Raw genomic sequence first — 22,625 nt, forward strand, 5'->3', positions numbered from 1 at the left:
GATCAGGCCTCCGCCAAGTCTTTGAGACGCGCTTTTTCAATCCGCGCGACTTCTTCAGCCGGCACGAAATAGTCAATGTCTTCGTCGTAGCTGCGCACGATCATCGCCGCCACCGAAGCGACCAGCCCGAAGATCGCCAGCCACCAGATGTGCCACACCAGGGCGAAGCTGCAGATCAGCGCGAACACGCTGATCACCAGACCGGCCGAGGTGTTGCGCGGCATATGTATGGCGCGGTAGTCAGTGTGATTGAGCGTACTGACGCCGCGCTCCTTCATGCCCCAGTAGGCGTCGAGGTCACTGACTTTCGGTTGCTCGGCGAAGTTGTAGAACGGCGGCGGCGAGGCCGTGGCCCATTCCAGCGTGCGCCCGTCCCACGGATCGCCGGTGAGGTCGCGGTATTTGGCGCGGTTGCGAATGCTGACGAACAGTTGCAGCGCTTGCGCGGTGACGCCGCAGAGAATGATGCCCACCCCCAGCAATTCCAGGAGCAGCCAAGGCTGCCAGTCGGGATTGTCGAAGTGATTGAGGCGCCGGGTCATGCCCATGAAACCGAGAACGTAGGAGGGCATGAAAGCGAAGTAAAAGCCGATCAGCCAGCACCAGAACGCGATGCGCCCGAGCTTGTCGTTGAGACGGAAGCCGAAGGCTTTGGGGAACCAGTACGTCAGCCCGGCCATGTAGCCAAACACCGCGCCACCGATGATGACGTTATGGAAGTGGGCGATCAGGAACAGGCTGTTATGCAGCAGGAAGTCGGCACCGGGCACGGCCAGCAGCACACCGGTCATGCCGCCGATGCTGAACGTGACGATAAACCCCAGCGTCCACAACATCGGCGTTTCAAAACGCACCCGGCCACGGTACATGGTGAACAGCCAAGTGAAGATTTTCACCCCGGTCGGCACCGCGATGATCATCGTCATGATCCCGAAGAACGCGTTGACGTTGGCCCCGGCGCCCATGGTGAAGAAGTGGTGCAGCCAGACGACGAACGAGAGAATCGTGATCGCGATCGTCGCCCACACCAGTGAAACGTAACCGAACAGGCGCTTGCTGCTGAAGGTCGCGGCGATCTCGGAAAAGACCCCGAACGCCGGCAGGATCAGGATGTATACCTCCGGATGGCCCCAGGCCCAGATGAGGTTGACGTACATCATCGGGTTGCCGCCGGCCTCGTTGGTGAAGAAGTGCATGCCCAGATAACGGTCGAGCGTGAGCATCAGCAGCGTTGCGGTGAGGATCGGGAACGCCGCAAGAATCAGCACCGAGGTGCACAACGCGTTCCAGGTGAACACCGGCATTTTGAACAGGGTCATGCCCTCGGTGCGCATCTTCAGGATGGTCACAAAGAAATTGACCCCGGTCAGTAGCGTGCCGATCCCGGATATCTGTAATGACCAGATGTAGTAGTCGACGCCGACCCCGGGGCTATAGCCCAGTTCGGACAAGGGCGGGTAGGCGACCCAGCCGGTGCGGGCAAATTCGCCGACGCCCAGGGAGATGTTCACCAACGCCGCGCCGACCACGAACAGCCAGAAACTCAGTGCGTTGAGAAACGGGTAAGCCACATCGCGCGCACCAATCTGCAAGGGCACGACGATGTTCATCAGGCCGACCACAAACGGCATGGCCATGAAGAAAATCATGATCACGCCGTGGGCGGTGAAGATCTGGTCGTAGTGTTCCGGTGGCAGATACCCCGGCCCGCCACTGGAGGCCATCGCTTGCTGAGTGCGCATCATGATCGCGTCGGAGAAGCCACGCAGCAGCATGACCAGCGCGACGATGATGTACATGCAGCCGATCTTTTTGTGGTCGACAGAGGTGAACCACTCACGCCAGAGGTAACCCCACTTGCGCTTCCAGGTGACGGTGCCGATCAGGGCAAAACCCATCAGGCCAACGATGGCCAGGGTGTACATGACAATCGGCTCGTGCAATGGAACGGCGTCCCACGAAAGTTTCCCGAACATTATTAACGCTCCTCGGCCAGCAGACTCGGTTGTTGATCGGCGCGCGTGTCATCGCTGTTACGTTGCACCTGAGTGTCTTTGGCACGGGGTGCCTTGTTCATGCCTTCATACTTGTCGACGATGTCCAGAAACAGCCGCTCCTGAACGGCCGAGTAATAAGTAATCCGGTGGGCGACGGAAGGTTTGGCCAACTGCGCATAACTGGCGTGATCAAGTTTTTGTGGCGCGCTTTTGACTTTGTTGACCCACGCTTCGTAATCCGCGCCAGTGAGCGACAACGTACTGAAGTGCATGTCGGAAAAACCATGGCCGTTATAGTTGGCGGCAATTCCGCGAAACTGGCCGGTTTCGTTGGCAATCAAATGCAACTTGGTCTGCATGCCCGCCATCGCATAGATCTGGCCACCCAGCGCCGGGATGAAAAACGAAGTCATCGCCGCATCTGACGTCACGGTAAAACTCACCGGTGTATTGACCGGCAGCGCCAGTTCATTGACCGAAGCGATGCCCAGGTCGGGGTAGATGAACAACCATTTCCAGTCAGTCGCCACGACCTGCACGTTGAGCGGTGGCGTGTCCGAATCCAGCGGTCGATAAGGGTCCAGCGAGTGGGTGGTTTCCCACGTCACCCAGCCCAGCACGCAAATGATCAGGAACGGCACGCCCCAGACCACTGCCTCGATCTTGTGCGAGCTGGCCCAGCGCGGCGAGTACTTGGCCTTCTTGTTGGTGGCGCGGTAACGGTAGGCAAACACGAACATCATGACAATCACCGGTATCACTACCAGCAGCATGAGGCCCGTTGCGAGAATGATGAGGTCGCGCTCGTCCCGGGCAACCTGGCCCTTGGGATTGAACACGATCAGATTGCAACCGGCGAGCAGAACGCTGGTAGCGAGATAGACCAGGCAATAGCTGATTGTTCGCTTCATATAGGCTCCTGTTCTAAGTATCGATCCTTTTAACGTCGTAACGGCGACGCGCGTTTATTACTTGGGTAATAGCGCTTCGCTTGTTTGGTAAACGAAGCGAAGTGGGCCCGCTCTATTCTTTCGGCAACAGTTTCCCGTGGACAGAAAACACTGTTTCTGTACCGGTTTATTACCGTGGGGCTGACTAACGAGTAGTAGTTGAGCTCGCCTGGGCCTCGAAATTTTTGAATAAGCGCTCAGGCATTGGTTTGACAAAATGTTTCGCAAACTGACGAACGGTTGAACTAGCGAAACGGCGGAGAGGAACTAGCGAGTTATGCTGAAAATGCCTCTCGGCAAACCGGGAATCATCCAGCGAGAGGGTGGGTCTTTGAAGAGAGCGGATTCACTTCAGGAGTACGACATGTTCATACGCGGCGAAACCTACAGGAAATGGAAGGCGACGGAAAAGGACGAAAAGTGCCATACGCAAGAAGTCGAAAACGGCTGTCACATCGAAGTGCGGACACGGGAGGCGGACGATGGCGACATTGAAATGTTCATCAGCGTCTACACCGCGACCGGTGAATGCGCCCACGAGCGAATCAAAAAACTGCCGGGCATCGAATGGACCGTTGAAGACGCGCTCAAGCGCGGTACCGACCAGGCGGAGCGAATTGCCGGTGGCGAGTCAGGCCGGTTGCCGTGCGCCGATGCGCATAATCACGCGGACGACTAGGTTGGCAACGCCACTGCTGCCGGCAACGCCTGCCGGCGTCAGTGGCGCTGTACTCATCACGGTTTGAATACGGCCCGCAGGCACTGGTCGGTCTTGTCCTTGAACATTTGATAGCCCTGCGCGCCATCCTCCAGGCTCATGGGGTGGGTAAGCAACCACGAGGGGTCGAGTTCGCCTTTCTGGATGTGTTCGAACAAGGTCGGCGCGTAGCGTTGCCCTGGCTGCTGCCCGGACTTGAGCGTCAGGGCCTTGTTGACAATCGCGCCCATCGGGAATTTGTCGAGCAGGCCGCCGTACACACCGACCACCGACACCGTGCCGCCCTTGCGACAGGCGCGAATGGCCTGACGCAGCACCGTGCCGCGCTCGGTGTGCAGGCGCAGCATCTGCTTGGTTTTGTCGTAGGCGTAATCGATCTCGGTGCCGTGGGCCTCCATGCCGACGCAATCGATGCAACGATCCGGCCCGCGTCCGCCGGTCAGTTCCAACAGGGCTTCGTGGACGTTGGTGCGTTCGTAGTTGATGGTGATCGCCTTGCCGCGTTCTTCAGCCAGACGCAGGCGGTCCGGGTAGCGATCGATCGCAATCACCCGTTCTGCACCGAGCAGATAGGCGCTGCAGATCGCCATCAGCCCGACCCCGCCGCAGCCCCACACCGCCACCGTGTCGCCCGGCTGGATCCCGGCGTTGTCGGCGGCGAAATAGCCGGTTGGCGCGGCGTCGGAAACGAACAGCGCCTGTTCGTCGCGTACGCCTTCAGGCACTTTGAACAGGTTGGTGTCGGCGTACGGCACGCGCACGTAGGTGGCATGGCTGCCCGGATAACCGCCGAAGGCATGGCTGTAGCCGATGATGCCGCAGCACGGTTGGCCGTAGGCGAGGTCGGTGGCCGAGGGGTTGGGATTGGAGTTGTCGCAGCAGGAAAAATCGCTGCGCTGGCAGTGTTCGCAATGCCCGCAGCCGATGATCGAAATGGTGATGACCTTGTCACCCTTGCGCAGGCCGTTGACGCCGGGCCCGACTTCGACGATCTCGCCCATGAACTCATGACCGATGATATCGCCCGGCTTCATCGCCGGAACGTAACCGCCGAGCAAGTGCAGATCGGAACCGCACACCGACGACAGTGTCACGCGGATGATTGCATCGCGCGGGTTGAGGATCGCCGGATCGGCCACGTTGTCGACTTGCAAACGGTTGGGGGCTTGCCAGGTAAGTGCGCGCATCAGTGAATCCCTCCTTCAATCACCACGCCGGTCTTGACCGATTGCTGGCCGGCGGTGTCCGTGCTTTCGCCGTGGACATAAAAGAAATCATCGTCGCCTTCGGGGCGCAGTCGGTTGTTGCTGACTTCGCCGGTTTCCATTTGCTGTTTTATCGCTTGCAGGCCGTTGAGCAAGGCCTTGTCGCTGAACAGGCTGATGGCCCGGGCGAGACCGTAGCCGAGTTTGCCCATCGCCGGTTTGCAGGCGATCACGGCTTTGACTTCGGTGCCGCGACCGGCCGGCGCAGGCGTGAGCGATACCGAGATATCGTGCTGCCAGCGCGACTCGGCCGAGGTCTGCCAATGCAGTGAGTTTTCGTTTTCGGCAGGCTGACGGACCAGCGTCCAGTGCAGGCGTCGCCCGGCGGGCGCGCGGACCGTCCAGCGCGTGGTGTCGGGCGTCAGTTGCTCGACGCTGTCGACCCAGCGCAGCAGCGGGCCGATATTGTCGACACGGGCGATAAAGTCCCAGACTTCGTCCAGCGGTCGCATGATGGTCACGCTGCGGGTGACGGCTTCGCTGATCGGCCAGTGGCGCTCGCGGCTGAACTGCTGCTCGAACGGCGTGGGCGTCAGCGCCTGTTTCAAGCGGCAATGGCCGGCAACGCCGCGCCACACGCCATACGCCCCGGCCACGATCTCCAGAGCACCGGCCAGGCCACCCTTGCGCCAGCCATGCGTCAACAACGCGGCCCCGGCCGTCAGCGACAACGCACGCTCGGCGCCGGTCATCGCCCCGCGCTGCTGGCTGTCGTTTCGGGAGTGAGTCGCTATCAGCGGATGGTCAGTCATGTTGCAATCTCCATCGGTGTGTTAGCGATAGAAAAAACGCCGCCGTTTGAGGTTCAACTGTATTCGTGCGCGACGGGATGAGAGGTCGTTTGCCAGTGGCTGGATCCAGAAACTCCGTGAGAGTCAGCAGATCCTGTGAACAGCGAAAAACCATGTGGGAGCGAGCTTGCTCGCGAAGGCAATCTTTCAGTTGGAGAAGTGTTGACTGACCCGGCGCTTTCGCGAGCAAGCTCACTCCTACAGTTTTTTATAGTGTCAGGAGGTTGTGTGTGCGGCGGGAGTCCATGTGGGAGCGGGCTTGCTCGCGAATGCAATCTGGCAGTTGGAGAAGTGCTGACAGACCCGGCGCTTTCGCGAGCAGGCTCACTCCTACAGGTGCTTTTGTGGTGTCAGCAGGTTGTGTGTGCGGCGAAAATCCATGTGGGAGCGAGCTTGCTCGCGAAGGCGATCTGTCAGTTGGAGAAGTGGCGACTGACCCGGCGCTTTCGCGAGCAAGCCCGCTCCCACAGGTGTTTTTGTGGTGTCAGCAGGGTGTGTGTACGGCGGCAATCCATGTGGGTGCGGGCTTGCTCGCGAAGGCGTTCTGTCAGTTGGAGCAGTGTTGACTGACCCGGCGCTTTCGCGAGCAAGCCCGCTCCCACAGGTGTTTTTGTGGTGTCAGCAGGTTGTGTGTGTAGCAGGAATCCATGTGGGAAGCGGGCTTGCTCGCGAAGGCGATCTGTCAGTGGGTGAAGTGTTGACTGACCCGGCGCTTTCGCGAGCAGGCTCACTCCCACAGGTGTTTTTGTGGTGCAGGTTGTGTGTGCGGCGGCAATCCATGTGGGAGCGGGCTTGCTCGCGAAGGTAATCTGGCAGTTGGTGAAGTGCTGACTGACCCGGCGCTTTCGCGAGCAGGCTCACTCCTACAGGTGTTTTTGTGGTGTCAGCAGGTTGCGTGTACGGCGGCAATCCATGTGGGAGCGGGCTTGCTCGCGAAGGCAATCTGTCAGTGGGTGAAGTGTTGACTGACCCGGCGCTTTCGCGAGCAGGCTCACTCCTACAGGTGTATTTGTGGTGTCAGGAGGTTGTGTGTGCAGCGGCAATCCATGTAGGAGCGGGCTTGCTCGCGAAGGCGATCTGTCAGTTGGAGAAGTGCTGACTGACCCGGCGCTTTCGCGAGCAGGCTCACTCCTACAGGTGTTTTTGTGGTGTCAGCAGGTTGTGTGTGCGGCGAAAATCCATGTGGGAGCGGGCTTGCTCGCGAAGGCGATCTGGCAGTTGGTGAAGTGTTGACTGACCCGGCGCTTTCGCGAGCGAGCCCGTTCCCGCAGGTGGGATCGGCTGCGGTCGAAACTAAATGAACGCACCGGCTCGCAGCGCAATCCACATAGGGACAAAGCACTGATAACAGCACAACGGGGGTGTTCATATGTCTCGTCTGCCCATCATCGGGGTCACGGCCTGTTCCTCGCAGATCGGTCCGCACGCCGTGCAAATGAATGACGACAAGAATTCGCAGGCGGTGGCCACGGCGGCGAAGGGGTTGCCGCTGATTCTGCCGATGTTTCCTGACTTGCTCGACCCGGCGCAGATCATCGCCAGCCTCGACGGTCTGCTGTTCACCGGCGCGCCGTCGAACATCGAACCGCATCACTATGGTGGCCGCCCGAACCCGCCGGGTACCGAGCACGATCCGGCGCGCGATCAATTGGCGCTGCCGTTATGGCGCGCCGCCGTTGACGCCGGTTTGCCGGTGCTCGGCCTGTGCCGGGGGTTGCAGGAACTGAACGTGGCGTTCGGCGGAACGCTTGATCAGCAACTCGACGAACCGGGGCCGGAACACGAACCGCCCAGCGACGAATCAATCGAGGAACAATACGCTCGCACTCACGACGTGACCGTGCAGCCGGGCGGTGTGCTGTCGCGGCTGGGCCTGAACGGGGTGATCAAAGTCAATTCAGTGCACGGACAAGGCATCGGGCAAGTCGCCGAAGGCCTGCGTATCGAGGCGATCGCCGAGGACGGCTTGATTGAAGCGCTGTCGGTGGACGGCAGCAAGGGCTTCGCCCTGGCGGTGCAATGGCACCCGGAATGGCACGTGATGGACAATGCCGATTACCGGGTGATTTTCCATGCCTTCGGCGAGGCCTGCCGCCAGCGCGCGCAGTCACGCTAGCGGGCGGCGCGGCAACGCTCAGCGGCGGGCGGTGCGGGTGCTGACATCCACCCACACGGCGAGCACCAGGATGCTGCCCTTGACGATCATCTGCCAGTAACTGTCGACATCGAGCATCGACATACCGTTGTCGAGGCTAGTGATCACCAGTGCCCCGAGCAGGGCGCCGTACACCGTGCCCGATCCGCCGCGCATCGAGGTGCCGCCGATAAAGCACGCGGCAATGGCGTCGAGTTCGCCCATGCTGCCCGCCGACGGCGAGCCCGCCGCAAGGCGCGCGGTATTGACCATCCCGGCCAACGCACACATCACCCCCATGATGCCGAAAATCCATAATTTCACTGCCTGCACATTGATGCCCGACAGGCGCGTCGCCTCCATATTGCTACCCACCGAATACACCCGACGGCCGAACACGGTCTGGCTGGTGACGTAGCTGAACACACCGAGCAGCACCAACAGCAGCAACACCGGCACCGGAATCCCGTCGTAGCTGTTGAGGGTCACGACGAACCCGGTGATTACCGCGCCGATCAGCACCACCCGCAGTCCATCCCGCACCCGTGAATGCGCGGCCAATCCATGCAGCGCGCGGTTGCGGCGTTGCTTCCAGGTCAGGAACAGCGTCAGTGCGAACAGCACAATGCCCAATCCGCTGCCCACCGCGTGCGGCAGATAACCCTGGCCGACATACACCAGTTCCGGCGACACCGGGGCGATGGTCGTGCCGCCGGTAATCCCCAGCAAGATGCCGCGAAACGCCAGCATGCCACCCAGGCCGACGATGAACGAAGGGATGCGCAGATAGGCGGTCATGTAGCCGTTGGCCAGGCCGATCATCAAGCCACACAGCGCGACCAGACTGAGGTTGGCCAGCAACGGAATGTGGTAGACAACGTCCAGAATCGCCGCCAGCCCGCCGAGCAAACCCAGCAGCGAGCCGACCGACAAATCGATCTCGCCGCTGATGATCACCAGCACCATGCCGCAGGCGAGAATCCCGGTGATCGACATTTGCCGCAGCAGGTTGGAGAGGTTGCGCGGGGTGAGGAAACCACCCTCGGTCTGCCAACTGAAGAACAGCCAGATCAGCGCCACGGCGATGACCAGCGCGAGCATTTTGTAGCGGGTGAACAGTTGTTTGACCTGATTCATCTACGCGGACTTCCGATCATTATGGTGATGCCCATCGGGTTGGCTGAGCGCGGCGGCGAGCACCTGTTCCTGGGTCAATTGCTGGTTGATGAAGTCGCCGCGCAGGCGGCCATCGCCGATCACCAGCACGCGGTCGGACACCCCGAGCACTTCGGCCAGTTCCGACGACACCATGATGATCGCCACCCCTTCGGCAGCCAGCGCGCCCATGAGCTTGTAGATTTCGTACTTGGCGCCGACGTCGACGCCACGGGTCGGCTCGTCGAGAATCAGCACCTTCGGTTTGGTCAGCAGCATCTTCGCCAGCACGGCTTTTTGCTGGTTGCCGCCCGAGAGGCTGGTGATCGGCAGAAACGGGCTGGCGGTTTTCAAGTGCAGGCGCGAGATTTCCCGCTCGATGCTGCCCAGTTCGGCTTCGGCGTCGATGCGTGTCAGTTTCGAATAGCTGTCGAGAACCGCCAGGGTGATGTTCTGCCCGACGCCCAGATCCGGAATGATGCCTTGGCGCTTGCGGTCCTCGGGGACCATGCACAGGCCGGCGCGGATCGCTTTGAGCGGCGTGCGCGTGTCGATGCACTGGCCGTCCAGCCACACCTGCGCTTCGTAGCGCCCCGGATAGGCGCCGAACAGCGCGGACACCAGCTCTGTACGCCCGGCACCGACCAGGCCGGCAATGCCGAGTATTTCGCCACGCCTGAGAACGAACGACACGTCGTCGACGCGTTTGCGCTTCGGGCTGTCGACGTCATAGCAGGTGACGTGGCGTGCCTCGAAAATGACCTCGCCGACCTCGTGCGGTTCGGTGGGGTAGAGGTTGGCCATTTCGCGTCCGACCATTTGCGTGATGATCTGCGCAATGTCCATGTCGGCCATGGCCGTCGTCGCAATGTGCCGACCGTCGCGAATCACCGCAATGGTGTCGCACACCGCAGCCACTTCATCGAGCTTGTGCGAGATGTAAACACAGGCGACGCCCTTGGCCTTGAGGTCACGGATGATGTCGAGCAGCACCTCGATTTCCGAGCGGGTCAGGGCAGAGGAGGGCTCGTCGAGAATCAACAGGCGCGCCTGTTTGTTCAAGGCCTTGGCGATTTCCACCAGTTGCTGGTAACCCCCGCCGTACTGCGAAACCGGCAGCGAGACGTTCATGTCCGGCACTTTCAGCTCGCGCATCAGGGCTTCGGCGCGGTGGATCATCGCCGGGTAATTCATGCGCCCGCCGGGCAAGGTCAGTTCATGGCCCATGAAAATGTTTTCGGCCACGGACAGGTCGGGCACCAGGGTCAGTTCCTGATGGATGATGACGATGCCGGCCGCTTCCGTTTCGCCGATCGACTGCGCGCGCAGCGGCTGGCCATCCCAGAGGATTTCACCGTCCCAGGTGCCGTAGGGATAGACCGCCGACAGCACCTTCATCAACGTTGACTTGCCGGCGCCATTCTCGCCGCACAGGCCCACGCATTCACCGGGCCTGACCTTGATATCAATGCCATTGAGGGCTTTGACACCGCCGAAGGATTTGACGATGCCGTTCATTTGCAGCAGATAGTCGGACATGGGAGAGGCTCACAGACCAAGACTCGGACACTGGACCTGTGGGAGCGAGCCTGCTCGCGATAACGTCAGTCCAGACACTGCTTTGCTGACTGACACGCCGCCTTCGCGAGCAAGCCCGCTCCCACCAGGTTGTGCATGATCAGAACGTTAAGGTCTGATCACTTCCCGGCGATCTGTGCCTTGGTGTAGAAGCCGTCCTGTTCGAGCAGGTCGATGTTGTCCTTGGTCAGCGCGGTGGGCGTGAGCAGGATGGTGTCGACTTTTTTGCTGCCATTGTCGTACTGCGAGCTATAGGTCGGTTTTTCGTTGCGCGCCAGTTGCACCGACAGTTTGGCGGCTTCGGAGGCGATCAGTTTCAGTGGCTTGTAGACGGTCATGGTCTGCGTGCCGTCGATGACTCGCTTGACGGCGGCAAGGTCGGCGTCCTGGCCGGAGATCGGCACCTTGCCGGCCAGCTTCTGCGCGGCCAGGGCCTGGATGGCGCCGCCGGCGGTGGCGTCGTTGGAGGCGACGATGCCATCGATCTTGTTGTTGTTACGGGTCAGTGCGTTTTCGACGATGCTCAGCGCCTCGGTCGGGTTCCATTCCTTGACCCACTGCTGGCCGACGATCTTGATGTCGCCCTTGTCGATCGCCGGTTGCAGCACTTTCATCTGGCCTTCACGCAGGATTTTCGCGTTGTTGTCGGTCGGTGCGCCACCCAGCAGGAAGTAATTGCCCTTCGGCGCAGCCTTGAGCACACCGCCGGCCTGCATCTCGCCGACTTTTTCGTTATCGAATGAAATGTAGGCGTCGACATCGGCGTTAAGAATCAAGCGGTCATACGACACCACTTTGATCCCGGCCTTCTTCGCCTCGGCGACCGCATTGGTCAGCACGGTGGCATTGAATGGAACGATGACGATCACGTCGACGCCACGGGAAATCAGGTTTTCGATTTGTGAAATCTGCTTCTGCTCGTTGGCATCGGCCGATTGCACAAAGACCTTGGCGTTCATTTTTTCCGCCGCCGCGACGAAATAATCGCGGTCGCGCGACCAGCGTTCGAGGCGCAGGTCATCGATGGAAAAACCGATTTTCGGGTTGGCCGAGTCGGCCATGACGGGTAACGAGAGCAGGGCGAGGGCGCCGGCGAGCAAGGTACGTTTGGCTTTGTTCATGGTGGTGCGTCCTTTTATTGTTGTTGGAAGACACTGCCTGACGAGGCGCATGGTGCGCCAGAAACTGTAGAACGTTGATCGAGGTTCGCGGCGACAGAATTGTCATGGAAATGTCACCGCGACCCGCGTCGTGCTCAGGAATAAATGAACCGGTTGACGACGTTCTCGAGCATCTCCTGGCGGCCGCTGACGGCGTGTGGGTTGAGCTCGTTGCTGAAGGCGTGTTCGGCCAGTGATTCAAGACTGAATTCACCGGCCAGCACCGCCTGCCCTAACGGTTGTTGCCAGCCGGCGTAGCGCTGATCCTTGAATTTTTGCAGGCGGTCGTCCTGGACCATCGCAGCGGCGCGTTCCAGCGCCAGGGCGAGCACGTCCATGGCGGCAACGTGGCCGTGGAACAGGTCGATGTCGTCGAGACTCTGGCGGCGCACCTTGGAATCGAAGTTGAAGCCGCCATGGGTGAAACCTCCGGCCTTGAGGATTTCATAGGTGGCCAAGGTCATTTCCTCGACGCTGTTGGGGAACTGGTCGGTGTCCCAGCCGTTCTGTGGGTCGCCGCGGTTGGCGTCGATGCTGCCGAAGATGCCCAGTGAGGTCGCCGTGGCGATTTCGTGGTGGAAGCTGTGCCCGGCGAGCGTTGCGTGGTTGGCTTCGATGTTGACCTTGATTTCGTTTTCCAGACCGAACTGCTGGAGAAAGCCGAACACCGTGGCGGTGTCGTAATCGTACTGATGCTTGGTTGGCTCCTGCGGTTTCGGTTCGATCAGCAGGTCGCCCTTGAAGCCGATCTTGTGCTTGTGCTCGACCACCATGCGCATGAAGCGCCCGAGTTGTTCGCGCTCGCGTTTGAGGTCGGTATTGAGCAACGTTTCATAGCCTTCGCGACCGCCCCAGAGCACGTAGTTCGAACCCTTGAGGCGCTGTGTCGCGTTCATTGCGCTGAACACCTGGGCGGCGGCGCAGGCGAAAATCTGCGGGTCGGGATTGCTCGCGGCGCCAGCGGCGAAGCGCGGATTGCTGAAGCAGTTGGCGGTGCCCCACAGCAGGTTGATACCCGACTGCTCTTGATGACGCTCAAGGTGATCGACCATCTGCGCGAAGTTATGGCGGTACTCGCGCAGGGAGTTGCCTTCGGGGGCGACGTCGGTGTCGTGGAAGCAGTAATAATCGATGCCCAGTTTGCTGAAGAATTCGAACGCCGCCTCGGCCTTGCCGATCGCCAATTCCATGGGATCACCACTGCGCTGCCAGGGACGCTTGAACGTACCGGCGCCGAATACGTCGGAGCCCGGCCAGACGAACGTGTGCCAGTAGCAGACCGCCATGCGCAGGTGCTCGCGCATCGGTTTGCCGAGGACGATTTTATCGGCGTCATAGTGGCGGAAGGCGAGGGCGGATTCGCTGGCGGGGCCCTCGTAGCGGATCTTGTCGACATCGGGGAAAAACGACATGGGGCGGTCCTTTGTTGTTCTTGGTGTGCCTCGATACTAGCAACGGCGCAGGGCGTGCTGATTATGAAAATCACCAACCGGGTGTGCGATTTTGACTATTGAGCTTCGCCGCGCGCGGGCCTAGTCTGTGTCGATCGCCTCGGCATCGAACGCCCGGATCCGACCCATGAAAACCGTCCCGCCCGTGCACCGCATCGCCCTGTTGTTCAACGGCAGCAAGATCTACGACCGGGGCATCATCAGCGGCATCGGCAACTACCTGAGCAGCACGCGCGCGTCCTGGGATCTGTTTCTCGAGGAGGATTTTCTTTGTCGCCTCAAAGGCATCGAGCGCTGGCAGGGCGACGGGATCATTGCCGACTTCGACGATCCGCTGATCGGCGAAGCACTGGCTGGTATCAACAGGCCGGTGGTCGCAGTGGGCGGCTCTTATCAGGATGCGCGGGCGTACCCCAAGGGCATTCCCTACGTTGCGACCGACAACGATGCCTTGATGAAAATGGCCTACGAGCATTTGATCGAGGCAGGGCTGACGCGATTTGCCTGCTTCAGCCTGCCCGAGGCGCAAGCCAACCGCTGGGCGCAGGAGCGCGAAAAAGCCTTTCGCCGCTTGATGCAGCGCGACGGCCTGGAGGTTGAGATCTATCGCGGCATGGGCACCAGCGCGCCGCTGTGGGACAGCGCCGTCGAACAACAGATCGCCTGGCTGCAAAGCCTGCCCAAGCCGGTGGGGATTATCGCCGTCAGTGACGCCCGGGCGCGGCAGTTGCTCCAGGCTTGCCTGACCGCCGGCATCGCAGTGCCCGAGCAAGTCGCGTTGATCGGCATCGATAACGATCCGCTGACCCGCAGTTTGACCCGGGTACCGTTGAGTTCAGTGATTCAGGGCACCGAGACCATGGGCCGCACCGCTGCGCATCTGCTCCATCAGATGCTGCACGGTATGCCGTCCACGGGGACACAGATCCTCATCCCGCCGGACGCGATCAATGTGCAGACGTCGAGCCTGCATCAGCCGTTGGGCAATCCGTATGTGATGCAAGCGCTGCTGTTCATTCGTCAGTACGCGTGTCAGGGCATCAAGACGGCGCAAGTGGCCGGGTATGTCGGCATTTCGCGCTCATCCCTGGAAGCGCATTTTCGCAAGGTCCGTGGTTGCAGCGTGCACGACGAGATCCTGCGCTTCAAACTGGCAGCCGCGGCCACTGGCCTGAACCATACCGGCGCGGCCATTGCCGACATCGCGCGCAGTTGCGGCTTCAAATCCGCGCAATACCTGCATACTGTGTTTCGCCGCGAATTTGGCTGCACGCCGCGTGAATACCAGCAGGGCGAGCGGCCTATCTGAAACGTGGCAGCGGCCGGTCGACGGGCTTGAGCGACGACAGCGTGTTGCGGATCAGCGGCGTGTCTTTTTCGATATCGTTCAGGCGGTCGCGGATGCGCAGGGCGGTGGGGTGGCCGCCTTGGTGATCGACCCAGTCGGCGATCTCCTTGCAAGCGGCGGCGAGGCGCGCCTGGCGGGCGTCAAGCAGGGTGAGGAGGGTGGTGATGGACTCTTTTTCGGACATGGAACACCTCCATTCAAGAACAGCAGTGAGTGATAGCCAAAGGCCGGCGAGTCACAGCTGATTTCAGTATAGACCCGCTAATCGCCGGCCTCCGCCCGGTGACGGTGGGCCGCTGACACAGAACTGGCTGCGTTGAGTCGCTGGCATTCGCGTTGCGCATCGAGCTGATCGTCGTAGCCGTCACCGATGAAACCGTTGGTACGCGCATCGCAGATACGGAACCAGGCCGTGGCTTCGGCCGGTGGCTGCGGGCGCTCCCCGGCGCGGCGTCCATGAATGACGATCTTGTTGCAACGCTTCACGATGAAGGGGTCTTCCATGGCGTCACCGCAGTTGATTCGTGTCACATCAACTATAGAAGCCTATGGCGATTGTGCAAAAAATAGACAACTTGCGCGTATGCCTTCTCAGGAGGCTTGCGCCATCTCGCTCATTCGCTCCAGAAACATCGCCAGCGCCACTTCCTCTTCACGCAGGCCTTTGCGCGTACGTGGCCGTGGCAGTTCAGCGAGGGCGCCGCGCATGAAATGCTCGACCACGGCCGGATGGATGTAGCATTTGCGGCACACCGCCGGCGTGTTTCCCAGTTGTTTGGCGACACTCTTCACCATGTCTACCACGTGGCGCTTGGCTTCGCTGTCCGATTCGTGGCGGATCTCGCGCAATGTCGCCAATGCCAACGCACTGCCTGCCCAGGTGCGGTAATCCTTGGCGGTGAAATCGGCACCGGTGAGGGTTTTCAGGTAGGCGTTGACGTCGGACGAGGTCACGGTGTGGCGCTCGCCGTTTTCATCCAGATACTGAAACAGGTTCTGCCCTGGAATCTCAAGGCACCGCTTGATCACCCGCGCCAGGCGCCGGTCCTTGACGGTGATCTGATGTTCGATGCCGCTTTTGCCGCGAAACTGGAACAGGATCGCGCTGCCGTTGACCTCGACGTGGCGGCTGCGCAGGGTGGTCAGGCCGTAGGAGCGGTTGTCGCGCGCGTATTGCGTGTTGCCGACGCGGATCAATGTCGCATCGAGCAGCAGAATCACCGTGGCCATGACTTTGTCGCGGCTGAAACCGGGCGCGGCGAGCAAGGTTTCCAGCTGTTTGCGCAGTTTCGGCAAAGCCATGCCGAACTCGCGCAGGCGCGAATATTTGTCGGCATCGCGCACTTCGCGCCAACGCGGGTGATAGCGGTACTGTTTGCGCCCGCGGGCATCGCGGCCGGTGGCTTGCAAATGCCCGCACGGATCGGCGCAGATCCACACGTCGGTGTACGCCGGCGGCACGGCGAGGGCGTTGATGCGTTTGATTTCCTCGGGATCGCTGATGCGTTGACCGGACGGGTCGAAATAACAGAATTTGCCTCGCAGCTTCTTACGCGTGATGCCGGGCTGGGTGTCGTCGACGTAATGCAGGTCGGCTGGCAGTGCAACGGTCAGCTCGGTATCGGACATGGCAGGTTTCCTTGGCGGCAGATCAATAAAGCGATTGACCGCACGCCATGGCCGTCGTGCCAACGGATTCAGGCCAGCACCGCAACCGCCTTGATTTGCGCCCAAAGCGCCTGCCCCGGGTGCACGCCCAAGTGGTCCCGGGAAAAACGCGTGATGCGCGCCAGCAGCGGCGTGCCGCCGGCGTCCAGTCGAATCAGCACGTGCGCGCTGTTGTCCGCCGCCTGTTCACTGACCACCGTGACTGGCAGCCGATTGAGAATGCTGCTCGACTCAGCGTTGTCCAGGGACAGGCTGACGTCCCGCGCATGCACCTTGCAGCGCAAGGCCTGGCCCAGCGCCAGCGGTGCGTGGGTGACGCGGATGTGCATCGCGGTGGCGGGCAATTGCAGGCTCAGCAGTTGGTAGTCGGCGTCATAGGCGCTGACCTGGCCTTCAATAATGACGCCGGCGTCATCGCCCATCGCCATGGGCAAATCCAGCCGCGCCAGCGTTTCACCGATCGGGCCACTGGCCAGAGCCTTGCCGGCGCTGAGCAGCACCAGATGATCGGCCAGTCGCGCGACTTCATCCTGAGCATGGCTGACGTACAGCACCGGAATGTCCAATTCATCGTGCAGGCGTTGCAGGTACGGCAGGATTTCCCGTTTGCGCTGGCTGTCGAGTGCGGCCAGCGGCTCGTCCATCAACAGCAATTCGGGACTGGTCAGCAGCGCGCGAGCGATGCCCACGCGCTGGCGTTCGCCGCCGGACAAATGCTGCGGATGACGCTCCAGCAAATGGCCGATGCCCAGCAGTTCGCTGGCTTGCGCCAGGTCGACGCGGCGTTCCGCAGGGGCGATACGCTTGAGGCCGAATTGCAGATTGGCCCGCACTGACAGATGCGCAAACAGACTGGCTTCCTGAAAGACGTAGCCAAGCGCACGCTTGTGCGGCGCGACGAAAATACCCTTGGCGCTGTCCTGCCAGACTTGGTCATTGACCCGGATCAGTCCGTGGGCGGCGCGTTCAAGCCCGGCAATGCAGCGCAGGCAGGTGGTTTTGCCGGAACCCGAGTGACCGTACAAGGCCGTCACCCCCCGTCCCGGCAAATGCAGATCGACGTCCAGATTGAAATCCGGCCAGACCAGGTTCAGACGTACATCGATCATCAATCAGCTCCAGCCCATGCGGGTTTTGCGGCTGGAGTACAGCGCCAGCAACACCACAAACGAAAACACCAGCATCGCGCCTGCCAGCCAATGGGCCTGAGCGTATTCCATCGCTTCGACGTGGTCGTAGATTTGCACCGAGACCACGCGGGTCTTGTCGGGGATGTTGCCGCCGATCATCAGCACTACACCAAACTCTCCGACGGTGTGAGCAAAACCGAGGATCGCCGCGGTGATAAACCCCGGGCGTGCCAGCGGCAGGATCACGCTGAAAAAAGTGTCCCAAGGCCCGGCCCGTAAAGTGGCAGCCACTTCCAGCGGGCGATCGCCGATTGCTGAAAACGCGTTCTGCAAGGGCTGCACCACGAACGGCATGGAATAGATCACCGAACCGATCACCAGCCCGGTGAAGCTGAACGTCAGGGTGCCAAGGCCGAGCCACTGGGTGAACTGGCCGAGCGCGCCATGGGGGCCCATCAGCACCAGCAGATAGAAACCGATGACCGTCGGCGGCAGCACCAGCGGCAGCGCGACGATTGCGCCGACCGGGCCGCGCAACCATGAGCGGGTCCGCGCCAGCCACAGCGCAATCGGCGTGCCGATCAGCAGCAGGATGACCGTGGTCAGCGATGCCAGCTTCAGGGTCAGCCAGATTGCGGCGAAATCCGCGCTCGTCAGCGACATCAGCGCTGGTAGCCGAAGGACTGAATCAGTGCCGTGGCTTTTGCGCCTTTGAGGTAATCAACCAGCGCCTTGGCGGCGGGATTGTCCTTGCCTTTGTTGAGTATCACGGCGTCTTGCCGGATTGGCTGGTGGAGGTCGGCAGGGACGATCCAGGCCGAGCCGCTGCTGACTTTGCCGTCCTTGTAGATCTGCGAGAGGGCGACGAAGCCCAGTTCGGCATTGCCCGTCGAAACGAACTGGTAGGCCTGGGTGATGTTCTGGCCTTCAACGATTTTCGCGCGGGTTGCCTCAGTCAGCTTCAGCTTGTCCAGAACCTGGGTGGCGGCGAGGCCGTAGGGCGCGGTTTTCGGGTTGGCGATGGCCAGGTGCTGAAACTGGTTCTTCGCCAGCACTTCGCCCTTGGCGTCGACATAGCCTGCTTTGGCCGACCACAGGGCGAGGGTTCCGATGGCGTAGGTGAAACGCGAGCCTTTGACGGTTTCGCCTTCTGCCTCAAGCTTCTGCGGGGTGCTGTCGTCGGCCGCCAGAAACACTTCAAACGGCGCGCCGTTTTTGATCTGCGTATAGAACTGCCCGGTCGCGCCGTAGGCGGCGATCAGTCTGTGTCCGGTGTCTTTTTCAAAATCGGCGGCGATGGCCTGAATCGGCGCGGTGAAATTAGCGGCGACCGCCACTTGCACTTCGTCAGCCTGGACGGCAGCGACGGTAAACATCGAAAGCAAAGAAGCGAGGCAGGCACGCAGAATCATTGAACAGCTCCGTGTTGGCATATGCCGGGCCGGTGTCCAAAAGAACAGCCGTGTCGACAACATTGGCGAAAGCGCTATGTAGTGAAATATATAGCGGAACGCCGGGCAACAGGAAGTGCTGATATTCAACCGGACAATAACGCTCTGCTCTCGCCCGGTTGCTGCTCAATGCCGTTGCAGCCTGACGAGGCCTTCTTCAGCGAGTTGTCGCGTCAGTTCCGCGCAACCCAGCTCTTTGCCCAGCGTGAACGCCTGGCCCGCCCAGAGATTGGCGAACTGCTCTTCGTTTTTTGCCCGCAGCGGCATCAGTGCGCCACCGGCCAGGGGGAATGCCGGCGCCTTGTCCGACATCGGCCCGAGTTCCCGCATGACGCGATTGAGAATGCCCCGCGCCGGTCGTCCGGTGAAAAGATTGGTGATTGCCGTCTCGCTCTCTTTGGCGGTGCGCAACGCGCGGTGATGGGCGGCGCTGACTTTCGCTTCGGGCGTAAACAGATACGCGGTGCCAACTTGCACCCCGGCCGCGCCGAGCATGAATGCCGCCGCGACACCGCGCGGGTCGGCGATCGCGCCAGCAGCGATGACCGGCACGCGCACAGCGTCGACCACTTGTGGCACCAGGGCAAACGTACCGACCTGGCTGCTCAAATCCTCGCTGAGGAACATCCCGCGGTGACCGCCCGCCTCATAGCCCATGGCGATGATCGCGTCGCAGCCGTTCTGCTCCAGCCACACGGCTTCATCCACCGTGGTGGCGGACGAGAGAATTTTTGCGCCGGTGGCTTTGACCCGATCCAGTAACGACTTTTCAGGCAAGCCGAAGTGGAAACTCACCACTTCAGGCCGAAACGCTTCCAGCACTTCGCAGGCGGCAGCATCGAACGGCGCGCGGTTGGACACCGGGGTGGGCGCGTCGAAGTCGACGCCCAGTTCGCGGTAATAAGGCTCCAGCAGGTTTTTCCAGTCGCGGGCGCGTTGCTCGTCGGCCGCCGGAGGCTGGTGGCAAAAAAAGTTGACGTTGAACGGTTTGCTTGTGTGCTGACGAATAGTTTTCAGTTCGTCGCGCAATTGCTCGATGCTCAGCATCGCTGCCGGCATTGAACCGAGTCCACCGGCATTGCACACGGCAATCACCATGGATGAGTTCGTCGCCCCGGCCATCGGGCCTTGAATGATTGGCAACTCAATGCCGAGCAGATCAATAAGACGGGTGTCTGGCCATTGGCTCATGGGGGTTCTCCGAACGACGGAACGGGCAGGAACGGCTGAGCCGGTTTTTTAACAGCAAAACCCGATGTTCAGCCAGTTCGAAATTAAGAACATCTTGTGCAGCTTTTCAGCGCCGGTGTGCTCCGCCGCCGCCGAAAGAGCGATTCATGACTTGCGAAGAGCGATGGACATTCTGGGTGCGCTGGTTGCCCAAATGGCGTGCGGCGGATTCCCGGTTGAGGTTTTGCAATTGCGCGTTGTTATTGATTGGCGCCGGCCGTGCGGCACCGCCCTTGGGCATCGCTTGCCAGCCATTGTCGGTCTTCTTGTACACGTTGCCGTCGTGCCCCGCATACACATTGTCGTTGACCCGTGCGGCGCCGCTGTTGCGTCCGCGTACGCCGGCATATTGCGTGCTGTTGCCGGTATTGGGGTTGTACACCGCGCCGCGGTTGGCCGTGACCTGGGTGCCGTTGCGCACGTTGCCGACGGTGACACGCTCGCCGGCAATCGCCGCGCCTTTCGGTCCGACGGCGACGCCGCTGCGACCCGCCGCGTAATTGCCGGTATAGACATTGTGCACGGCGGCGCGTTGACCGGCCGCCGCGACACCGGTGCGCGAGTTGTAGGAAGACCCCACTTGCCCGGCCCAGCGATTCCCCGTCCAGGCGTTGTAACCGGCGCCATAGCGACTGACCGTCGCCCGATCACCCCATTGATGATAGAGATTGCCGGTAGTACCCGCCCAGCCGCCGGGGCCCCAGGCGATGGCGCCGCCGCGATAACCATAGGCCGCGCCGCCCCAGGCCAGCGGCGCCGGATACAAGCGTGGCCCCCAGGCGTAGCCCCAACCGTAATTGCCCCACCATGGATAAGCGCCCCAGCCCCAGCCCATCGCCACGGTGCTGCCGCCCCAGCTCCAGCCGAAGCCGAAACCGAACGTCCATCCGGTCCAGGGGGTGTAGCGAATCGCGACGCCAAAACCGTAAGTCACCGGTGGCCCGTACCAGACGCTTCCGACCCAAGGTGTGTAGGGATAACCGGTGCCATACACCACTACACCTGTGGTTGGGTCAACGTTCGAACCCTGGTAACCCGGTGTATAGCCGACCACCACCGTATCGCCGCTCGATTGGTAGACCTTGACGTAGGTGAGGTAATGCATCGGCGAGCTGGGGGGAATCGAATAGATCACCGCCGGTATCGACCCTGCGACCGCCCACGGTCCGTTGAGTGTCGTGGCGGTGAACCAGATGCCGTTTTCCACGGCGTACCAGCTGTTGTTGTCGACCCTGATGATTGGTGTCGCACTGTTGATCACGTATTGCAGCGATGTAGGGCTGATGGCTTTGAGCTGCGGTTCGCCATCGAACTGCGGCGCGGTCATGTTCACCGCGCTTTTTTTGATGACTGAGGTTTGCGCAATCGTCGCCGCGATGGCCGCTTCTTGCGCCTGCGGTGTGCCCGCGACCGAGGCCTTGACGTTTTCTTTTGCGCTGTCGTCGGGAATGGCGGCGAAGTCGGCGGGTAATTTGTCGGCCGGGACAAACGTCCACGGGCCGTTCATGTCACTGGCGCGAAACCAGCGCCCGGAGATCAGCACGTAGCTGTTCTGATCGCCGATTTCCTTGAAGATGTGGCCAGTGGTGTTGCTGACGTAGAGCAGGCTTGTGCCTTGAATCGGCAACCACTGCGCGGCGCCGTCCATAACGATCAGTTCGGTGGGCGTGGTGGCGATGAAAATCTTTGGCTGCGGCGGTTTGGCCAGGCTCGGCACTGTGTCCTGCGGGTCGCTCTGCCCGGTCAACAGGTCGACCTGGCGGCTCTTGATCGCCGCTTGCCTGGCCTTTTCAAGCTCCGCAGGCGGTGCCGCGAGGCGCTGATAATCGCCATCGAATCGCTCGGCCACCATCCAGCCATCGAAGACATGCAGATAGTGTCGACCCTGCGCGTCTTTGAGTAACAGCGGGCGGGTATTGATGACCCGTTGCAGCGCGGTGCCGTCGACCGCTCGATACGCCGGATCGCCATCGATGTAGACGAGCAGGGCGGGCACCTCGGAGGTGAGAATGCTCGGTGGCGTGTTTTCCAGCGGCGCGCTGTCTGCCCGGTGTTCCGCTGAGAGCACGCTGACGGCCGCTTCGAGCTGGTCGAGAGAAATGGTTTTTTTGCGGTTGCTGGCATCTTTTTGCAGGGCCGCTATCCAGATATCTGCCTGCGCGGCGTCGGCGGGAAAGTCGGCCTTGGTGACCTGGTATTGATCCAGCGCGACCCAGCGGGTGGCCTTGTCGACCAGGGTGTGTGCGCTGAACTGCACGATGCCATAGGTAGATTGGCCGTCGGCGCTCGTCGCTTCCACCGCTGCGCGTCCGTTGAGTGTGTAGCCATCCCAGCTGTCCAGTTGAGGTTGGTAAACGGTGAGTTTGGCCGTGCCGCTGGTGATGACTTGCGGCCATGTCGGCTCGTCCGCCACGGCGGTTTTTTTGCTGGCTGCGGGCGCCGCCCAAGCGTTGCCGAACACCAGTGTGCAGAGCATCAACAGCATCAGTAACACGCGCGGGCAAGACATTGTCAGCTCCATCGACAGGGCTGTTTTTGAAGGGATGACAGCCGTCGAAAAAGCATAGTCGCCCGCGATGGAAACGCCCGGCGGATACCC

At 61.1% G+C, this 22,625-nt stretch carries 19 protein-coding genes; 3 read left to right on the top strand and 16 right to left on the bottom strand.

Going from position 1 to position 22,625, the window contains the following annotated elements; genetic code table 11:
* Positions 1-2: 2 nt before the first annotated feature.
* Complete coding sequence (gene cyoB, locus HU739_RS03335) at positions 3-1,976, bottom strand: cytochrome o ubiquinol oxidase subunit I (protein WP_186546384.1); 1,974 nt, start codon at positions 1,974-1,976, stop codon at positions 3-5.
* Positions 1,977-1,978: 2 nt separating this feature from the next.
* Positions 1,979-2,908, bottom strand: a complete 930-nt coding sequence (cyoA, locus tag HU739_RS03340; RefSeq protein ID WP_186546383.1) for a ubiquinol oxidase subunit II — start codon at positions 2,906-2,908, stop codon at positions 1,979-1,981.
* A gap of 316 nt (positions 2,909-3,224) precedes the next feature.
* On the opposite strand from cyoA, the gene HU739_RS03345 reads away from it, so the two are divergent.
* Positions 3,225-3,626, top strand: a complete 402-nt coding sequence (locus HU739_RS03345; RefSeq protein WP_225922799.1) for a hypothetical protein — start codon at positions 3,225-3,227, stop codon at positions 3,624-3,626.
* A 56-nt stretch (positions 3,627-3,682) separates the two neighbouring features.
* Here the strand turns inward: HU739_RS03345 and HU739_RS03350 are convergent, their stop codons facing one another.
* Both HU739_RS03350 and HU739_RS03355 read right to left on the bottom strand, forming a co-directional pair.
* Positions 3,683-4,852 (bottom strand): zinc-dependent alcohol dehydrogenase, encoded by a 1,170-nt coding sequence (locus tag HU739_RS03350; protein ID WP_186546382.1) that lies wholly within the window; start codon positions 4,850-4,852, stop codon positions 3,683-3,685.
* Positions 4,852-5,682 (bottom strand): SRPBCC family protein, encoded by an 831-nt coding sequence (locus tag HU739_RS03355; protein ID WP_186546381.1) that lies wholly within the window; start codon positions 5,680-5,682, stop codon positions 4,852-4,854. The genes HU739_RS03350 and HU739_RS03355 overlap by 1 nt, the downstream gene beginning before the upstream one ends.
* 1,408 nt (positions 5,683-7,090) lie before the next feature.
* Between HU739_RS03355 and HU739_RS03360 the strand changes: the two genes are divergently transcribed.
* Positions 7,091-7,837: a gamma-glutamyl-gamma-aminobutyrate hydrolase family protein gene (locus HU739_RS03360; RefSeq protein WP_186546380.1), complete on the top strand. Its 747-nt coding sequence runs from the start codon at positions 7,091-7,093 to the stop codon at positions 7,835-7,837.
* An 18-nt stretch (positions 7,838-7,855) separates the two neighbouring features.
* Here HU739_RS03360 and HU739_RS03365 read toward each other — a convergent pair whose 3' ends face one another.
* The 4 genes from HU739_RS03365 to xylA all read right to left on the bottom strand — a co-directional run bounded on the left by HU739_RS03365 (position 7,856) and on the right by xylA (position 13,160).
* A complete protein-coding gene (locus HU739_RS03365) occupies positions 7,856-8,992 on the bottom strand; it encodes a sugar ABC transporter permease (RefSeq protein WP_186546379.1) in 1,137 nt (378 codons plus the stop codon).
* Positions 8,993-10,549: a D-xylose ABC transporter ATP-binding protein gene (gene xylG, locus HU739_RS03370; protein WP_186546378.1), complete on the bottom strand. Its 1,557-nt coding sequence runs from the start codon at positions 10,547-10,549 to the stop codon at positions 8,993-8,995.
* Positions 10,550-10,707: 158 nt separating this feature from the next.
* Entirely contained in the window at positions 10,708-11,709 is a 1,002-nt protein-coding gene (xylF, locus tag HU739_RS03375; RefSeq protein ID WP_186546377.1) for a D-xylose ABC transporter substrate-binding protein, read from the bottom strand.
* A 134-nt stretch (positions 11,710-11,843) separates the two neighbouring features.
* Positions 11,844-13,160, bottom strand: coding sequence for a xylose isomerase (gene xylA / locus HU739_RS03380; protein WP_186546376.1), 1,317 nt, complete (start codon positions 13,158-13,160; stop codon positions 11,844-11,846).
* Positions 13,161-13,326: 166 nt separating this feature from the next.
* On the opposite strand from xylA, the gene HU739_RS03385 reads away from it, so the two are divergent.
* Positions 13,327-14,508, top strand: coding sequence for a XylR family transcriptional regulator (locus HU739_RS03385; RefSeq protein ID WP_186546375.1), 1,182 nt, complete (start codon positions 13,327-13,329; stop codon positions 14,506-14,508).
* On the opposite strand, the gene HU739_RS03390 is transcribed toward HU739_RS03385, so the two are convergent.
* From HU739_RS03390 to HU739_RS03425, 8 genes are all read right to left on the bottom strand, one after another.
* The gene (locus tag HU739_RS03390) at positions 14,501-14,731 is read right to left on the bottom strand and encodes a hypothetical protein (protein ID WP_186546374.1); all 231 of its coding nucleotides are present in this window, start codon (positions 14,729-14,731) and stop codon (positions 14,501-14,503) included. The two genes, HU739_RS03385 and HU739_RS03390, sit on opposite strands and share 8 nt — an antisense overlap.
* A 77-nt stretch (positions 14,732-14,808) precedes the next feature.
* A complete protein-coding gene (locus tag HU739_RS03395) occupies positions 14,809-15,051 on the bottom strand; it encodes a hypothetical protein (RefSeq protein ID WP_186546373.1) in 243 nt (80 codons plus the stop codon).
* An 87-nt stretch (positions 15,052-15,138) separates the two neighbouring features.
* Positions 15,139-16,176: a DNA topoisomerase IB gene (locus HU739_RS03400; protein WP_186546372.1), complete on the bottom strand. Its 1,038-nt coding sequence runs from the start codon at positions 16,174-16,176 to the stop codon at positions 15,139-15,141.
* 68 nt (positions 16,177-16,244) lie between these two features.
* Entirely contained in the window at positions 16,245-17,324 is a 1,080-nt protein-coding gene (gene modC / locus HU739_RS03405) for a molybdenum ABC transporter ATP-binding protein (RefSeq protein ID WP_186546371.1), read from the bottom strand.
* A gap of 3 nt (positions 17,325-17,327) precedes the next feature.
* Positions 17,328-18,008 (bottom strand): molybdate ABC transporter permease subunit, encoded by a 681-nt coding sequence (gene modB, locus HU739_RS03410; protein ID WP_186546370.1) that lies wholly within the window; start codon positions 18,006-18,008, stop codon positions 17,328-17,330.
* Entirely contained in the window at positions 18,008-18,757 is a 750-nt protein-coding gene (gene modA / locus HU739_RS03415) for a molybdate ABC transporter substrate-binding protein (protein ID WP_407681944.1), read from the bottom strand. Before modA ends, modB begins: the two co-directional genes overlap by 1 nt.
* A gap of 165 nt (positions 18,758-18,922) precedes the next feature.
* Complete coding sequence (locus HU739_RS03420; RefSeq protein WP_186546368.1) at positions 18,923-19,987, bottom strand: NAD(P)H-dependent flavin oxidoreductase; 1,065 nt, start codon at positions 19,985-19,987, stop codon at positions 18,923-18,925.
* A gap of 106 nt (positions 19,988-20,093) precedes the next feature.
* Positions 20,094-22,535 carry an autotransporter gene (locus tag HU739_RS03425; RefSeq protein WP_186546367.1) on the bottom strand — a complete coding sequence of 814 codons (2,442 nt, stop codon included), beginning with the start codon at positions 22,533-22,535 and terminating at the stop codon, positions 20,094-20,096.
* Positions 22,536-22,625 lie beyond the last annotated feature (90 nt).

Origin of the sequence: Pseudomonas hamedanensis (genome assembly GCF_014268595.2) — a bacterium.
GTDB lineage: Bacteria > Pseudomonadota > Gammaproteobacteria > Pseudomonadales > Pseudomonadaceae > Aquipseudomonas > Aquipseudomonas hamedanensis.

Excerpts from the sequence above, each read along its gene's own strand:
- cyoB (WP_186546384.1), bottom strand. The coding sequence starts at position 1,976 with ATGTTCGGGAAACTTTCGTGGGACGCCGTTCCATTGCACGAGCCGATT.
- cyoA (WP_186546383.1), bottom strand. The coding sequence starts at position 2,908 with ATGAAGCGAACAATCAGCTATTGCCTGGTCTATCTCGCTACCAGCGTT.
- HU739_RS03345 (WP_225922799.1), top strand. The coding sequence starts at position 3,225 with ATGCTGAAAATGCCTCTCGGCAAACCGGGAATCATCCAGCGAGAGGGT.
- HU739_RS03350 (WP_186546382.1), bottom strand. The coding sequence starts at position 4,852 with ATGCGCGCACTTACCTGGCAAGCCCCCAACCGTTTGCAAGTCGACAAC.
- HU739_RS03355 (WP_186546381.1), bottom strand. The coding sequence starts at position 5,682 with ATGACTGACCATCCGCTGATAGCGACTCACTCCCGAAACGACAGCCAG.
- HU739_RS03360 (WP_186546380.1), top strand. The coding sequence starts at position 7,091 with ATGTCTCGTCTGCCCATCATCGGGGTCACGGCCTGTTCCTCGCAGATC.
- HU739_RS03365 (WP_186546379.1), bottom strand. The coding sequence starts at position 8,992 with ATGAATCAGGTCAAACAACTGTTCACCCGCTACAAAATGCTCGCGCTG.
- xylG (WP_186546378.1), bottom strand. The coding sequence starts at position 10,549 with ATGTCCGACTATCTGCTGCAAATGAACGGCATCGTCAAATCCTTCGGC.
- xylF (WP_186546377.1), bottom strand. The coding sequence starts at position 11,709 with ATGAACAAAGCCAAACGTACCTTGCTCGCCGGCGCCCTCGCCCTGCTC.
- xylA (WP_186546376.1), bottom strand. The coding sequence starts at position 13,160 with ATGTCGTTTTTCCCCGATGTCGACAAGATCCGCTACGAGGGCCCCGCC.
- HU739_RS03385 (WP_186546375.1), top strand. The coding sequence starts at position 13,327 with ATGAAAACCGTCCCGCCCGTGCACCGCATCGCCCTGTTGTTCAACGGC.
- HU739_RS03390 (WP_186546374.1), bottom strand. The coding sequence starts at position 14,731 with ATGTCCGAAAAAGAGTCCATCACCACCCTCCTCACCCTGCTTGACGCC.
- HU739_RS03395 (WP_186546373.1), bottom strand. The coding sequence starts at position 15,051 with ATGGAAGACCCCTTCATCGTGAAGCGTTGCAACAAGATCGTCATTCAT.
- HU739_RS03400 (WP_186546372.1), bottom strand. The coding sequence starts at position 16,176 with ATGTCCGATACCGAGCTGACCGTTGCACTGCCAGCCGACCTGCATTAC.
- modC (WP_186546371.1), bottom strand. The coding sequence starts at position 17,324 with ATGATCGATGTACGTCTGAACCTGGTCTGGCCGGATTTCAATCTGGAC.
- modB (WP_186546370.1), bottom strand. The coding sequence starts at position 18,008 with ATGTCGCTGACGAGCGCGGATTTCGCCGCAATCTGGCTGACCCTGAAG.
- modA (WP_407681944.1), bottom strand. The coding sequence starts at position 18,757 with ATGATTCTGCGTGCCTGCCTCGCTTCTTTGCTTTCGATGTTTACCGTC.
- HU739_RS03420 (WP_186546368.1), bottom strand. The coding sequence starts at position 19,987 with ATGAGCCAATGGCCAGACACCCGTCTTATTGATCTGCTCGGCATTGAG.
- HU739_RS03425 (WP_186546367.1), bottom strand. The coding sequence starts at position 22,535 with ATGTCTTGCCCGCGCGTGTTACTGATGCTGTTGATGCTCTGCACACTG.